We start from the raw sequence: 14,993 nt of genomic DNA, 5'->3' as shown, positions 1-14,993 counted from the left end.
GGAGGCCGCGGCCTCCCTCGCGGTCGGGGCTGCCCATGTTGACGGGGCTGGACTGGAGGGGGATCTCACGCTCGGGGTATCTGTCGGCGACCTCGATGCGTACCCCGTCCTCCGAGCGCAGGCACAGCACGTCGGCGGAGGTGCCCGCGTGGACGACCGCGTTGGTGACCAGTTCGCTGGTGAGGACCACGGCGTCGTCGACGATGTCGGCGAAACCCCAGCCCTGGAGGGTGTCGCGGACGAACGAGCGGGCCGTCGCGACGGATCGCGAGACGGGGTCGAAACTGGCGGCCGCGCGCGCGGTGATCACAGAACTCCTTGTCCGGTTCTCGTCGTGCGAGGACCCACGACCGACCTCCTGCCGAGGCAGAGGCTGATCATCCGTCGGCCTGGGTTCCTGGGGGGCTTCCCCAGGATGCAGTCCGGTGGTCATGGTGCGGCCGCCCCTCCGATGCCTGCCCGCTCGTGCTCGTGCGCCACCGCCCAGGCCGGACGGGACCGGCATGGCTGGACAGCCGCATGCAAGGTTACTTACCTTCGCCGTCCATGCGGATGCCGGTCGTCTGTGTTTCCGTCCGGAGGTGTGCGGACCGTGTGCGAAGCTGCCGAACTGTTATGGCCTGGTTCAGCCATGGTGAAACACTGGGCAGGATTCCAGGAGAAGGCCGGGTCGGACCGCGTTCTGCCAGGTGTACCGGGGAGTGGTGTCCGGCTCACCGAGCAGACGTACCCGCGTACGAAGTAGTACGAGTGGTACGAGCAGTGCGATGCGGCCCAGTGGGGCGCAGTACGTCCAGCAGGAACGGTCGACCCTTGCGGGAGGGACACAGTGGAGTCTGGCGCAGCGACGCGAGGCACTAAGGCGCGCGCGAAAGGCGGACAGTCCCTGAACAGGCAGCGCAAACCGCGAGGCGGGACCACCACCGTGGACACGGCTGCCCTGGATCGGCTGTTGACGGCGCTGGAGGCCATGCGGGACGGCAACTTCCGCAAGCGGCTCACCGTCTCGGGTGACGGTGTCATGGCCGAGATCGCCGCCGTGTTCAACGAGGTGGCGGACCGCAATCTGCATCTGACCGGCGAGTTGTCGAGGGTGCGGCGGATGGTCGGCCGTGAGGGGAAGCTCACCGAGCGGCTGGAGACGGGCGCGACCGAGGGTTCCTGGGCGGCTGCGATCGACGCGTCGAACGCCCTGGTCGACGATCTCGTACGGCCGGTCTCCGAGGTCAGCCGGGTGTTGTCGGCCGTCGCCGAGGGTGATCTGTCACCGCGGATGGAGCTGCGGACGCACGCCCCGGACGGGAGCGGGCATCCGCTGCGCGGGGAGTTCCTGAAGGTCGGGCGGACCGTCAACAACCTGGTCGACCAGCTGTCGACGTTCACCGACGAGGTCACCCGTGTGGCCAGCGAGGTGGGCACCGAGGGCAAGCTGGGCGGGCAGGCCCGGGTGCGCGGGATGTCCGGTTCGTGGAAGGACCTGACCGAGTCCGTCAACACCATGGCGTACCGGCTCACCGCGCAGGTGAGGGACATCGCGCTGGTGACGACCGCGGTCGCCAAGGGTGATCTGTCCCGGAAGGTCACGGTTCACGTCGCCGGCGAGATGCTGGAGCTGAAGGAGACCGTCAACACGATGGTCGACCAGCTGTCCGCGTTCTCCTCCGAGGTGACGCGAGTCGCCCGTGAGGTGGGTACGGAGGGCCAGCTCGGCGGTCAGGCCGAGGTGCCGGGTGTGGCCGGAGTGTGGAAAGAACTCACTGATTCGGTGAACACCATGGCCGGCAACCTGACGGCGCAGGTGCGGGGGATCGCCCAGGTCACCACCGCCGTCGCCAACGGTGACCTGTCGCAGAAGGTGACCGTCCCGGCACGCGGTGAGGTCGCCAAGCTCGCCGAGACGATCAACCAGATGACCGAGACGCTGCGGATCTTCGCCGACGAGGTCACCCGTGTGGCGAACGAGGTGGGCGCCGAGGGGCGTCTCGGCGGCCAGGCGCAGGTGCCGGGTGCGGCGGGTACGTGGAAGGACCTCACCGATTCGGTGAACACGGTCTTCCGGAACCTGACGATCCAGGTGCGGGACATCGCGGCCGTGACGACCGCCGTGGCCAACGGTGACCTCTCGCAGAAGGTCACCGTCGACGTGGCCGGCGAGATGCTGGAGCTGAAGAACACCGTCAACGGGATGGTCGACCAGCTGTCCTACTTCGGTGCCGAGGTCACCCGCGTGGCCAACGAGGTGGGGGCCGAGGGCCGTCTCGGTGGTCAGGCGAAGGTGCCGGGCGCGGCCGGTACGTGGAAGGACCTCACGGACTCCGTCAACACGGCGTTCCGGAATCTCACCGGACAGGTGAGGAACATCGCGGCGGTCACCACGGCCGTGGCCAACGGCGACCTCTCGCAGAAGGTCACCGTCGATGTCGCGGGCGAGATGCTCGAACTGAAGAACACCGTGAACACGATGGTGGACCAGCTGTCGTCGTTCGCCGACCAGGTGACCCGTATGGCCCGTGACGTGGGCACGGAGGGCCGCCTCGGCGGTCAGGCCCGCGTGGACGGTGTGTCGGGCACATGGAAGGAGCTCACCGACTCCGTCAACTCGATGGCCGGCAACCTCACCTCCCAGGTGCGCAACATCGCCCAGGTGACGACGGCGGTCGCCCGCGGTGACCTCTCGCAGAAGATCGACGTCGACGCGCGCGGCGAGATCCTGGAGCTGAAGAACACCATCAACACGATGGTCGATCAGCTGTCGTCCTTCGCCGACCAGGTGACCCGGGTCGCCCGTGACGTGGGCACCGAGGGTCGCCTCGGCGGGCAGGCGCACGTGCCGGGCGTCGCCGGTGTGTGGCGCGACCTCACCGAGTCCGTGAACGGCATGGCCGGCAACCTGACCGGACAGGTCCGCAACATCGCGCAGGTCGCCACGGCGGTCGCCCGCGGTGACCTCTCTCAGAAGATCACCGTGGACGCGCGCGGTGAGATCCTGGAGCTGAAGAACACGCTGAACACGATGGTGGACCAGCTGTCGTCGTTCGCGGAGGAGGTCACCAGGGTCGCCCGTGAGGTGGGCACGGAGGGCCAGCTCGGCGGTCAGGCCGAGGTGCAGGGCGTCTCCGGCACATGGAAGGACCTCACGCAGTCGGTGAACTTCATGGCGAACAACCTGACCATCCAGGTGCGCCAGATCGCCGAGGTCACGACCGCGGTCGCCAAGGGCGACCTGTCGAAGAAGATCACCGTGGACGCCAAGGGCGAGATCCTCGAACTCGTCACCACGGTGAACACGATGGTCGACCAGCTGTCGTCCTTCGCCGAGCAGGTGACCCGGGTGGCCCGCGAGGTGGGCACCGAGGGCATCCTCGGCGGCCAGGCGCACGTGCCGGGCGTCACCGGCATCTGGAAGGACCTCAGCGGCAATGTGAACCTGATGGCCAAGAACCTGACCATGCAGGTGCGGAACATCTCCCAGGTGGCCGCGGCCGTCGCCAACGGCGACCTCACCCGTACGGTGACGATCGAGGCGCGCGGCGAGGTCGCGCAGCTCGCCGACACCTTCAACAGCATGGTCAAGACGCTGAGCTCCTTCGCGGACCAGGTCACCAAGGTGGCCCGCGAGGTGGGCACGGACGGCATCCTGGGCGGCCAGGCGCACGTGCCGGGCGTGGCGGGCACATGGAAGGACCTGACCGAGTCCGTGAACTCGATGGCGTCCAACCTGACCGGACAGGTCCGCAACATCGCGATGGTCACGACCGCCATCGCCAAGGGCGATCTCACCAAGAAGATCGACATCGATGCGCGCGGCGAGATCCTGGAGCTGAAGACCACCATCAACACGATGGTCGACCAGCTGTCGTCCTTCGCCGAGGAGGTCACCCGGGTGGCGCGCGAGGTGGGCACCGAGGGGCAGCTGGGCGGTCTGGCGCGGGTGCGGGACGTCGACGGCACCTGGCGGGACCTCACCGAGTCGGTGAACGAGATGGCCGGGAACCTCACCCGGCAGGTGCGCGCCATCGCGCGCGTGGCCACCGCGGTGACCCGAGGCGACCTGAATCTCAAGATCGACGTGGACGCGTCGGGCGAGATCAAGGAGCTGCAGGACTACATCAACAAGATGATCGCCAACCTGCGCGACACCACGATCGCCAACCAGGAGCAGGACTGGCTCAAGGGCAACCTGGCCCGCATCTCGGCCCTGATGCAGGGCCGCCGGGACCTGGACGACGTGGCGTCGCTGATCATGAGCGAGCTGACCCCGGTGGTCTCCGCGCAGCACGGGGCGTTCTTCCTGGCGATGCCGTTGGTCGACGGCAAGGACCTGGGCCCGGACAACGAGGACCAGTACGAGCTGCGGATGCTCGGCTCGTACGGCTACTCGATGGGCTCCATGCCGACGTCGTTCGGGCCGGGGGAGGCGCTGGTCGGCACGGCCGCGCAGGAGAAGCGCACCATCCTGGTGGAGAACGCGCCGAGCGGTTACCTGAAGATCTCCTCCGGGCTCGGTGAGGCGCCCCCGGCGCAGGTCATCGTGCTTCCGGTGCTCTTCGAGGGGACCGTGCTCGGTGTGATCGAGCTGGCGTCGTTCACGCCGTTCACGCAGATCCAGAAGGACTTCCTCAACCAGATCGCCGAGATGATCGCGACAAGCGTCAACACCATCTCCGTCAACACCAAGACGGAGGTGCTGCTGAAGCAGTCGCAGGAGCTGACCGAGCAACTGCGGGAGCGGTCGGACGAGTTGGAGAACCGGCAGAAGGCCCTCCAGGCGTCCAACGCCGAACTGGAGGAAAAGGCCGAGCTGCTGGCCCGGCAGAACCGCGACATCGAGGTCAAGAACACCGAGATCGAGGAGGCGCGGCAGGTCCTGGAGGAGCGGGCCGAGCAGCTCGCCGTCTCGATGCGCTACAAGAGCGAGTTCCTGGCGAACATGTCGCACGAGCTGCGTACGCCGCTCAACTCGCTGTTGATCCTAGCCAAGCTGCTCGCCGACAACGCCGAGTCGAACCTGACGCCCAAGCAGGTCGAGTTCGCCGAGACGATCCACGGGGCGGGCTCCGACCTGCTCCAGCTGATCAACGACATCCTGGACCTGTCGAAGGTCGAGGCGGGCAAGATGGACGTCTCGCCGACCCGGATCGCGCTCGTCCAGCTCGTCGACTACGTGGAGGCCACCTTCCGGCCGCTGACCGCCGAGAAGGGCCTGGACTTCTCCGTGCGCGTCTCGCCGGAGCTGCCGGCCACGCTGCACACGGACGAACAGCGGCTGCTGCAGGTGCTGCGGAACCTCTTGTCGAACGCGGTGAAGTTCACCGACTCCGGGGCCGTGGAGCTGGTCATCCGGCCGGCCGGCGCGGATGTGCCGGTGGCCATCAGGGAGCAGTTGCTGGAGGCGGGCTCGCTGAGCGACCCGGACGCCGACATGATCGCGTTCTCGGTGACCGACACCGGGATCGGTATCGCGGCCAGCAAGATGCGGGTGATCTTCGAGGCGTTCAAGCAGGCCGACGGCACCACGAGCCGCAAGTACGGCGGTACGGGTCTGGGGCTGTCGATCTCGCGGGAGATCGCCCGGCTGCTGGGCGGCGAGATCCACGCCCAGAGCGAGCCCGGACGCGGCTCCACCTTCACCCTCTACCTGCCGCTGCACCCGAGCGAACTGCCTCCGCAGGGCTACGCGAGCAACACCCCGTCCTCGCTGGAGGCCGGGGAGCTGCTGGCCTCCGAGGCCGAGCTGAGCGAGCCCGCGGAGACACCGGCCGAGGTGAAGTCGTACCAGGAGACGCAGAACGGGGCCGCCGCACTGTTCAGGCGCCGCCGCAGGGCCGTGCCGGCCGGTAGGTCGTCCGGGATGCCCGGCCAGGGCAACGGGCAGGCACCGGAGCACTGGGCGCAGGAGGCGCCGCAGGCGCACCGTGCGGCCCGGTTCGACGGCGAGAAGGTGCTGATCGTCGACGACGACATCCGCAACGTCTTCGCGCTCACCAGCGTCCTGGAGCAGCACGGCCTGTCGGTGCTGTACGCGGAGAACGGCCGTGAGGGCATCGAGGTCCTGGAGCAGCACGACGATGTGACAGTCGTCCTGATGGACATCATGATGCCCGAGATGGACGGGTACGCGACCACCACGGCGATCCGCCGGATGCCTCAATTCGCCGGGCTGCCGATCATCGCGCTGACGGCCAAGGCGATGAAGGGCGACCGGGAGAAGGCGATCGACTCGGGCGCATCCGACTATGTGACCAAGCCGGTCGATCCGGATCATCTGCTGGCGGTGATGGAGCAATGGATGCGGAGTGAGTGACGGGACGGGAGACGCGCGGTCACAACCGGGTGAGCGGGAAGCGCAGTTGCTGACTGAGTGTGGCCGAGGCCGTGTAGAAACGCGGGATTCGGGGAACCTTCTGGTCCCCCGCCGCGTTTCTGCTACGAGCACAGTGACATCACGGTGACAGGGTGTGGCGACGGGCGGGGTGCGGCTACGATGACCGGCACAAGGACGGGCGGCGCAAGGGAGTCGTCCCCTGGGGTGACACCCGGCGGTGTCACCTCGGATCCTGAGGACAGGGGAGGCCCCAAGCCGGGGCGAGGAGGGCGGGCCATGGTGCAGAAGGCCAAGATCCTCCTGGTCGATGACCGGCCGGAGAATCTGCTGGCGCTGGAGGCCATCCTCTCCGCGCTCGATCAGACGCTGGTGCGGGCATCGTCCGGGGAGGAAGCGCTCAAGGCGCTGCTGACGGACGACTTCGCGGTCATTCTGCTGGACGTCCAGATGCCGGGCATGGACGGATTCGAGACGGCCGCGCACATCAAGCGGCGTGAGCGGACACGGGACATCCCGATCATCTTCCTCACTGCCATCAACCACGGCCCGCACCACACCTTCCGGGGGTACGCGGCGGGCGCGGTCGACTACATCTCCAAGCCGTTCGACCCGTGGGTGCTGCGGGCGAAGGTCTCCGTCTTCGTCGAGCTGTACATGAAGAACTGCCAGCTCAGGGAGCAGGCGGCGCTGCTGCGAATCCAGTTGGAGGGCGGCGGCAAGGGCGCGGCGGGCGGCTCGAAGGAGCCCTCCGGTGGCATCCTCGCCGAACTCTCCGCGCGCCTCGCGGCCGTTGAGGAGCAGGCGGAGGCCCTCTCCAAACAGCTCGACGACGACTCGGCGGACGCGGCGGCGGTGGCCACCGCCGCCCATCTCGAACGCAAACTCACCGGGCTGCGCAGGGCGCTGGACGCGCTGGAGCCGGGCACGGGCGGACCCGCCTCGGTGCCCTCGCAGAACTGAGCGGAGCCCGGTCGGGGGAAGTGCACGGGTCCATGCCGCGGAAGTGGCCGGGACCCGGCCGCAGTTGTGCCCTGACGGCGCGAGGGCCGTGCCTGACGGCAGCGGCAGCCATGCTCTGACGGCAGCGGTAGCTGTGCCCGAGCCTCGGTAGCTGTGCCTCACGGCGCCGGCACTGAGTGGCCGTCAGAGGCCGTCAGCTTTGGGGTGACGGACACGCGACACGAACGGGTGAAGCAGTAGGCACACGTGTCGGCTGTGGCCTCCACCGGTAACCTCACACTCATGGCCTCACGTCAGTCCGCTGCGAAGAAGTCGCCCGCGAAGAAGGCGGCCGCTCCGACGAAGGCTCCGGCGAAGAAGGCCCCCGCGAAGAAAGCCGCCGCCAAGAAGGCACCCGCCAAGAAGGCGGCGGCGAAGAAGACGGCCCCTCCGAAGCCGGCGCCCAATCCGACCGGGGGCGTGTACAAACTCGTACGCGCCGTCTGGCTCGGTGCCGCGCACGCCGTCGGCGCCGTCTTCCGCGGCATAGGGCAGGGCGCGAAGAACCTCGACCCGGCGCACCGCAAGGACGGCGTCGCGCTGCTGCTGCTCGCCCTCGCCCTGATCGTCGCCGCCGGCACCTGGTCCCATCTGCGCGGCCCCGTCGGCGACCTCGTCGAGATGCTCGTGACCGGCGCCTTCGGCCGGCTCGACCTGCTCGTGCCGATACTGCTCGCGATCATCGCCGTACGGTTCATCCGGCATCCCGAGAAGCCCGAGGCCAACGGCCGCATCGTCATCGGTCTGTCCGCGCTCGTCATCGGTGTGCTCGGACAGGTCCACATCGCCTGCGGGTCGCCCGCCCGCAGTGCCGGGATGCAGCCCATAAGGGACGCCGGCGGGCTCATCGGCTGGGGCACGGCCACCCCGCTGACGTACACCATGGGCGAGGCGCTCGCCGTGGCCATGCTCGTGCTGCTCACCGTCTTCGGGCTCCTCGTCGTCACCGCGACCCCGGTCAACGCGATCCCGCAGCGGCTGCGGCTCCTCGGGCAGAAGCTGGGCATCGTCGCGGCCGACGTGGACGAGGCGTACGACGACGACGCGCGCTACGACGAACAGTGGCGTGAAGCGCTCCCCGCGCGCCCCCGCCGCGGCGGATCCGCCCCCCAGGAGTACAACCCCGACGGCGCCGAGCAGGAGGCCCTCTCCAGGCGCCGCCCCCGGCGTTCCGCCGTGCGTCAGCCCGACCCGGACCGGCCGATGGACGCCGTGGACGTCGCCGCCGCGGCCGCCGCCGCGCTCGACGGGGCCGTGCTCCACGGGATGCCGCCCTCGCCGGTGGTCGCCGACCTCACCCATGGCGTGAGCGCCGGGGACCGCGAGGACACCACGCCCGTACCCGCCGCGCGCACCAGAACGCCCAAGCAGGACGCCCCGGCCGGCAGGACGGCCAAGGCGCCGCAGCAGGAAGCCCTGGTGCCGGACCTCACCAAGAAGGCCCCCGACGAGCCGCGTGACCTGCCGGCGCGCGCCGAGCAGCTCCAGCTCTCCGGCGACATCACCTACGCGCTGCCCTCGCTCGACCTGTTGGAGCGGGGCGGCCCCGGCAAGACCCGCAGCGCCGCCAACGACGCCGTCGTCGCCTCGCTCACCAACGTCTTCACCGAGTTCAAGGTCGACGCCTCCGTCACCGGCTTCACGCGCGGGCCGACGGTCACGCGCTACGAGGTCGAGCTGGGCCCCGCCGTGAAGGTCGAGCGGATCACCGCACTGACCAAGAACATCGCGTACGCCGTCGCCAGCCCGGACGTACGCATCATCAGCCCGATCCCCGGCAAGTCGGCGGTCGGCATCGAGATCCCCAACACCGACCGCGAGATGGTCAACCTCGGCGACGTCCTGCGCCTCGCGGACGCGGCCGAGGACGACCATCCCATGCTGGTGGCGCTCGGCAAGGACGTCGAGGGCGGCTATGTGATGGCCAACCTGGCGAAGATGCCGCATGTGCTCGTCGCGGGCGCGACCGGCTCGGGCAAGTCGTCGTGCATCAACTGCCTCATCACGTCGATCATGGTCCGCGCGACCCCCGAGGACGTGCGCATGGTCCTCGTCGACCCCAAGCGCGTCGAGCTGACCGCGTACGAGGGCATCCCGCACCTCATCACGCCGATCATCACCAACCCCAAGCGGGCCGCCGAGGCGCTCCAGTGGGTCGTGCGCGAGATGGACCTGCGCTACGACGACCTCGCGGCGTTCGGCTACCGGCACATCGACGACTTCAACGAGGCCATCAGGAACGGCAAGGTCAAGCTGCCCGAGGGCAGTGAGCGCGAGCTCCAGCCGTACCCGTATCTGCTGGTCATCGTGGACGAGCTGGCCGACCTGATGATGGTCGCGCCGAGGGACGTCGAGGACGCGATCGTCCGCATCACACAGCTCGCCCGTGCGGCCGGCATCCATCTGGTGCTCGCCACGCAGCGGCCGTCGGTCGACGTCGTCACCGGTCTCATCAAGGCCAACGTGCCGTCACGGCTCGCCTTCGCCACCTCGTCGCTCGCCGACTCGCGCGTCATCCTCGACCAGCCGGGCGCCGAGAAACTCATCGGCAAGGGTGACGGGCTGTTCCTCCCGATGGGTGCGAACAAACCCACCCGAATGCAGGGCGCGTTCGTGACCGAGGACGAGGTCGCGGCGGTCGTCCAGCACTGCAAGGACCAGATGGCGCCCGTCTTCCGCGACGACGTCACCGTGGGCACCAAGCAGAAGAAGGAGATCGACGAGGAGATCGGCGACGACCTCGACCTGCTGTGCCAGGCGGCCGAACTCGTCGTCTCCACGCAGTTCGGCTCGACCTCCATGCTCCAGCGCAAGCTGCGCGTCGGCTTCGCCAAGGCCGGGCGGCTGATGGACCTCATGGAGTCGCGGGGCGTCGTGGGACCGAGCGAGGGCTCCAAGGCGCGTGACGTTCTCGTGAAACCCGACGAGCTGGACGGAGTGCTGGCGGTGATCAGGGGGGAAACTGGGGAGTAGGGGGCCGCGCGGGAGGGCCTCCGGGCGGGTGGAACACGTCGGGAGCACGGGTGGACCTACGGCATCCGGGTATTCGAACGTGACCCAGCCGTAAGGAAATGGTGAGCAACCGTTTCCCTTCGGCGTACGTCAAGTTGGAGGAAGGGAAAGCCACGTGCCACACCCTCACCACCAGCAGGGTGACCGGCCATTCTGATGGCGTACAAAGACCCACCGCCCGGTTGCCCCACCCTTTCGTACCCCCCCTAGACTGAACCTCCAGCACAGGTGGCTACACGCTCGAAAGGCGCCCCCGTGTCCATCGGCAACTCCCCTGACGGCAACTTCCCCGAAGACGAGCGTCCGTTCGAAGACGACCGAGACGAACGCGCGGCGGAACGCCCCTCGATCGGCCATGCCCTCCGGCAGGCGCGCATCGACGCCGGGCTGACCGTCGACGACGTCAGTAACGCCACCCGGGTGCGCATCGCCATCGTGCACGCGATCGAGCGGGACGACTTCGCCCCTTGCGGCGGCGACGTCTACGCGCGCGGTCACATCCGCTCCGTCGCGCGCGCGGTGCGCATCGACCCCGCCCCGCTGCTCGCCCAGTACGACGAGGCGCACGGCGGGCGTCCCGCACCGACCCCGGCGGCCCCCCTGTTCGAGGCGGAACGCATCCGCCCCGAGCGCCGCGGACCCAACTGGACCGCCGCCATGGTCGCCGCGATCGTCGCGGTGATCGGCTTCGTCGGCTTCACCGCGTTCGACGGCGGACAGGACGACGACGCCTCCAGCCAGGCCGTCGAGGGCTCCACGCCGACCGCCGGCAAGTCCCCCTCACCCACGCCCAAGGCCGACAAGCCCGAGGCCGACCCCAAGCCGGAGCCGTCCGACAGCGCCATCGCGGCCGCGCCCCGTGACAAGGTCACCGTCCGGGTCACCGCGTCCAACGGCCGCAGCTGGATCTCCGCCAAGGACCACAGCGGCCAGCTGCTGTGGGACGGCCTCCTCCAGCAGGGCCAGTCCAAGACCTTCCAGGACAGCTCCAAGATCGACCTCGTCCTCGGCGACGCCGGGGCCGTCCAGCTCTACGTCAACGGCAAGAAGATCAAGGACGAGTTCCGTCCCGGCCAGGTCGAACGCCTGACATACACGAAGGGCGACCCGGAGGTCGGCTGACCGGGAGGCCTGCCGCGCGGGGGGCGTGAGGCCCCCGGCCAGGGGCGGGCGATCCGCACAGAAGACGCACAGGGAAACGTACGCACGGGGTTGGCCAAGATCGGCCAACCCCGTCGACGTGGGCTGTCAGTGGGACGAAGTAGTCTTGAGCCCATGCCTGAACGCCGTACCGTCGCACTCGTCACTCTTGGCTGCGCCCGCAACGAGGTGGACTCGGAGGAGCTCGCAGGCCGTTTGGAGGCGGACGGCTGGGAGCTCGTCGAGGACGCCGAGGACGCGGACGTCGCGGTCGTCAACACCTGTGGCTTCGTCGAGGCCGCCAAGAAGGACTCCGTCGACGCCCTCCTGGAGGCCAACGACCTCAAGGGCCACGGCAGAACCCAGGCCGTCGTGGCCGTGGGCTGCATGGCCGAGCGGTACGGCAAGGAGCTGGCGGAGGCCCTGCCCGAGGCCGACGGCGTGCTCGGCTTCGACGACTACGCGGACATCTCCGACCGCCTCCAGACCATCCTGAGCGGCGGCGTCCACGCCTCGCACACCCCGCGCGACCGCCGCAAGCTGCTGCCGATCAGCCCGGCCGAGCGCCAGGACTCGGCGGCCGAGGTCGCGCTCCCCGGGCACGCCCCCGCCGATCTTCCGGACGGACTCGCTCCGGCCTCCGGCCCGCGCGCACCGCTGCGCCGCCGGCTCGACGGCTCGCCCGTCGCCTCCGTGAAGCTCGCCTCCGGCTGCGACCGCCGCTGCTCCTTCTGCGCCATCCCGTCCTTCCGCGGCTCCTTCATCTCCCGCCGCCCCTCGGACGTGCTGAACGAGACCCGCTGGCTCGCCGAGCAGGGCGTCAAGGAGATCATGCTGGTCTCCGAGAACAACACCTCGTACGGCAAGGACCTCGGCGACATCCGGCTGCTGGAGTCGCTGCTGCCCGAGCTCGCCGAGGTCGACGGCATCGAGCGGGTGCGCGTCAGCTACCTCCAGCCCGCCGAGATGCGGCCCGGCCTCATCGACGTGCTCACCTCCACCCCCAAGGTCGTGCCCTACTTCGACCTCTCCTTCCAGCACTCCGCGCCCGCCGTGCTGCGCTCGATGCGCCGCTTCGGCGACACCGACCGCTTCCTGGAGCTGCTCGACACCATCCGCGGCAAGGCCCCCGAGGCCGGTGTCCGGTCCAACTTCATCGTCGGCTTCCCCGGCGAGACCGAGGCCGACCTCGCGGAGCTGGAGCGCTTCCTGAACGGCGCGCGGCTGGACGCCATCGGTGTCTTCGGTTACTCCGACGAGGAGGGCACCGAAGCGGCCACCTACGACAACAAGCTCGACGAGGACGTGGTCGCCGAGCGCCTCGCGCGCGTCTCCCGGCTGGCCGAGGAACTGGTCTCGCAGCGCGCCGAGGAACGCGTCGGGCAGACGGTCCGCGTCCTGGTCGAGTCGGTCGACGGCGACGAGGGCGCCTACGGCCGCGCCGCCCACCAGGCGCCCGAGACGGACGGCCAGGTGCTGTTCACGAACGGCGAGAACCTGACGGTCGGCCTTATGGTCGACGCGAAGGTGGTCGGCACCGAAGGCGTCGACCTGGTGGCCGAGGCGCTTCCGGGCTCTCTCGCGTGTACTGAGGAGGCGGCCAGATGACGGGTGTCCCGGCATCCGCGGCGGGCGGCTCCCCCGGCGCCAAGAGCGCCACGAGTGCCCCCGGCGCTCCTGGCGCCCCGAGCGCTCCCGGAGACGCCAGGCCCGTGCGTGGCGGGAAGCTCGGCGCTGCCGCCGTCAACCAGGCCAGCCTCTGGAACATCGCGAACATCCTGACCATGGTCCGCCTGGTCCTCGTACCGGGCTTCGTCGTGCTGATGCTCATGGACGGCGGATACGACCCGGTGTGGCGTGCCTGGGCCTGGGCCGCCTTCGCCGTCGCCATGATCACCGATATCTTCGACGGCCATCTGGCCCGGACCTACAACCTCGTCACCGACTTCGGGAAGATCGCCGACCCCATCGCCGACAAGGCGATCATGGGCTCGGCGCTGATCTGCCTGTCGTACCTCGGTGATCTGCCCTGGTGGGTGACGGCCGTCATCCTCGGCCGGGAACTCGGCATCACCCTGCTGCGTTTCGTCGTCATCCGGTACGGGGTGATCCCGGCGAGCCGCGGCGGCAAGCTGAAGACCCTCGCCCAGGGCACCGCCGTCGGGATGTACGTCCTGGTACTGGAGGGCCCCCTGGCCACCCTGAGGTTCTGGGTGATGGCCGTGGCGGTCATTCTCACCGTCGTCACCGGACTCGACTATGTGAGACAGGCCATTGTGTTGCGCCGACGCGGAATCGCCGAGCGCCAGGCCGCGGCGGAGGGAGCGGAACGGTGACGTCCACAGCCGCTGACGTGCTGCGACTACTGAGGGTGAGGGGCGAGACGCTCGCCGTCGCCGAGTCGCTCACCGGCGGTCTGGTCGCGGCCGCGATCACGGATGTCCCCGGCGCCTCCCAGGCCTTCCGAGGCTCGGTCACCGCGTACGCGACCGAGGTGAAGCACCAGTTGCTGGGTGTCGACGCCACCCTCCTGGACCAGCGCGGAGCGGTGGATCCGCAGGTCGCGGCCCAGATGGCGGACGGTGTCCGCAAGGCGCTCGGCGCCGACTGGGGAATTTCGACCACCGGGGTCGCGGGCCCCGACCCACAGGACGGGCAGCCCGTCGGCACGGTCCATGTCGCTGTCGCCGGCCCTCTCGGCGCGGATTCCGGCGCATTCGATGGCGGGAAAGTGGCGTCGTTGAGGTTGAACGGCGGCCGGGCGGAAATTCGTATGGAGAGTGTACGGAGCGTGCTCGGACTCCTCCTCCAGGAGCTCGTGGGCGAACAGACCGGGAATGAGCGGGCACAGGATACGGAACAGAACGGGGGGACTTGATGTTTGCAGCCCTGAGTGAACACAACAGCGCTCCCCGCACGGCCGCAGCGCGAGGCGGTACGGTGGGGCGTGAAGGATGCGGCTACACGGTCCGAGGAGGGAGCCACCGATGATTCTGCTCCGTCGCCTGCTTGGTGACGTGCTGCGTCGGCAGCGCCAGCGCCAGGGCCGTACTCTGCGCGAAGTCTCCTCGTCCGCCCGAGTCTCACTCGGCTATCTCTCCGAGGTGGAGCGGGGGCAGAAGGAGGCTTCCTCCGAGCTGCTCTCCGCCATTTGCGACGCGCTGGACGTACGGATGTCCGAGCTCATGCGGGAAGTGAGTGACGAGCTCGCCCTTGCCGAGCTGGCCCAGTCCGCAGCGGCCACCGAGCCGGTGCCAGCACCAGTGCGTCGACCCATGCTCAACTCCGTGTCGGTGGCCGGTGTGCCACCGGAGCGGGTCACGATCAAGGCGCCCACCGAAGCGGTGGATGTCGTGGCGGCGTGACAGCCGCACGTGTATGCGTGAGGTTCGGCGCGCGCCACTGAAGTAGAAGTAGAAGCGCGATGGAAGCCCCGGGCGGGGCCTCCAGGGAGACCTGGGGGTGCCGACCGGGGCTTTTGCGTGGGGTGAGCGGGGGGAGCGGAGGCGGAGAGGGG

At 69.2% G+C, this 14,993-nt stretch carries 9 protein-coding genes; 8 read left to right on the top strand and 1 reads right to left on the bottom strand.

Going from position 1 to position 14,993, the window contains the following annotated elements; genetic code table 11:
• The coding region (locus tag AOK23_RS21745; RefSeq protein ID WP_169800318.1) for an ATP-binding protein at positions 1 to 433 on the bottom strand (433 nt) is incomplete at its 3' end.
• 396 nt (positions 434 to 829) lie between these two features.
• On the opposite strand from AOK23_RS21745, the gene AOK23_RS21740 reads away from it, so the two are divergent.
• From AOK23_RS21740 to AOK23_RS21705, 8 genes are all read left to right on the top strand, one after another.
• Positions 830 to 6,304: a HAMP domain-containing protein gene (locus tag AOK23_RS21740; RefSeq protein ID WP_107102835.1), complete on the top strand. Its 5,475-nt coding sequence runs from the start codon at positions 830 to 832 to the stop codon at positions 6,302 to 6,304.
• Positions 6,305 to 6,601: 297 nt separating this feature from the next.
• Positions 6,602 to 7,285 (top strand): response regulator, encoded by a 684-nt coding sequence (locus AOK23_RS21735; RefSeq protein ID WP_055714360.1) that lies wholly within the window; start codon positions 6,602 to 6,604, stop codon positions 7,283 to 7,285.
• A 282-nt stretch (positions 7,286 to 7,567) separates the two neighbouring features.
• Positions 7,568 to 10,297, top strand: a complete 2,730-nt coding sequence (locus tag AOK23_RS21730; protein WP_240496488.1) for an FtsK/SpoIIIE family DNA translocase — start codon at positions 7,568 to 7,570, stop codon at positions 10,295 to 10,297.
• Positions 10,298 to 10,591: 294 nt separating this feature from the next.
• Positions 10,592 to 11,458 (top strand): helix-turn-helix domain-containing protein, encoded by an 867-nt coding sequence (locus AOK23_RS21725; RefSeq protein WP_055538480.1) that lies wholly within the window; start codon positions 10,592 to 10,594, stop codon positions 11,456 to 11,458.
• Between the two features lie 153 nt (positions 11,459 to 11,611).
• Entirely contained in the window at positions 11,612 to 13,084 is a 1,473-nt protein-coding gene (gene rimO, locus AOK23_RS21720; protein WP_055714358.1) for a 30S ribosomal protein S12 methylthiotransferase RimO, read from the top strand.
• Entirely contained in the window at positions 13,081 to 13,812 is a 732-nt protein-coding gene (gene pgsA / locus AOK23_RS21715) for a CDP-diacylglycerol--glycerol-3-phosphate 3-phosphatidyltransferase (protein WP_079049609.1), read from the top strand. Before rimO ends, pgsA begins: the two co-directional genes overlap by 4 nt.
• Positions 13,809 to 14,354, top strand: coding sequence for a CinA family protein (locus AOK23_RS21710; RefSeq protein ID WP_055511874.1), 546 nt, complete (start codon positions 13,809 to 13,811; stop codon positions 14,352 to 14,354). The genes pgsA and AOK23_RS21710 overlap by 4 nt, the downstream gene beginning before the upstream one ends.
• A 109-nt stretch (positions 14,355 to 14,463) precedes the next feature.
• Positions 14,464 to 14,841, top strand: a complete 378-nt coding sequence (locus AOK23_RS21705) for a helix-turn-helix domain-containing protein (protein ID WP_055511872.1) — start codon at positions 14,464 to 14,466, stop codon at positions 14,839 to 14,841.
• Positions 14,842 to 14,993: the final 152 nt, after the last annotated feature.

Source organism: Streptomyces torulosus, assembly GCF_001419765.1.
Taxonomy (GTDB): Bacteria; Actinomycetota; Actinomycetes; order Streptomycetales; family Streptomycetaceae; genus Streptomyces; species Streptomyces torulosus.
Note: the sequence above shows the minus strand (reverse complement) of the source record. Positions and strands in the feature narration are given on the sequence as shown.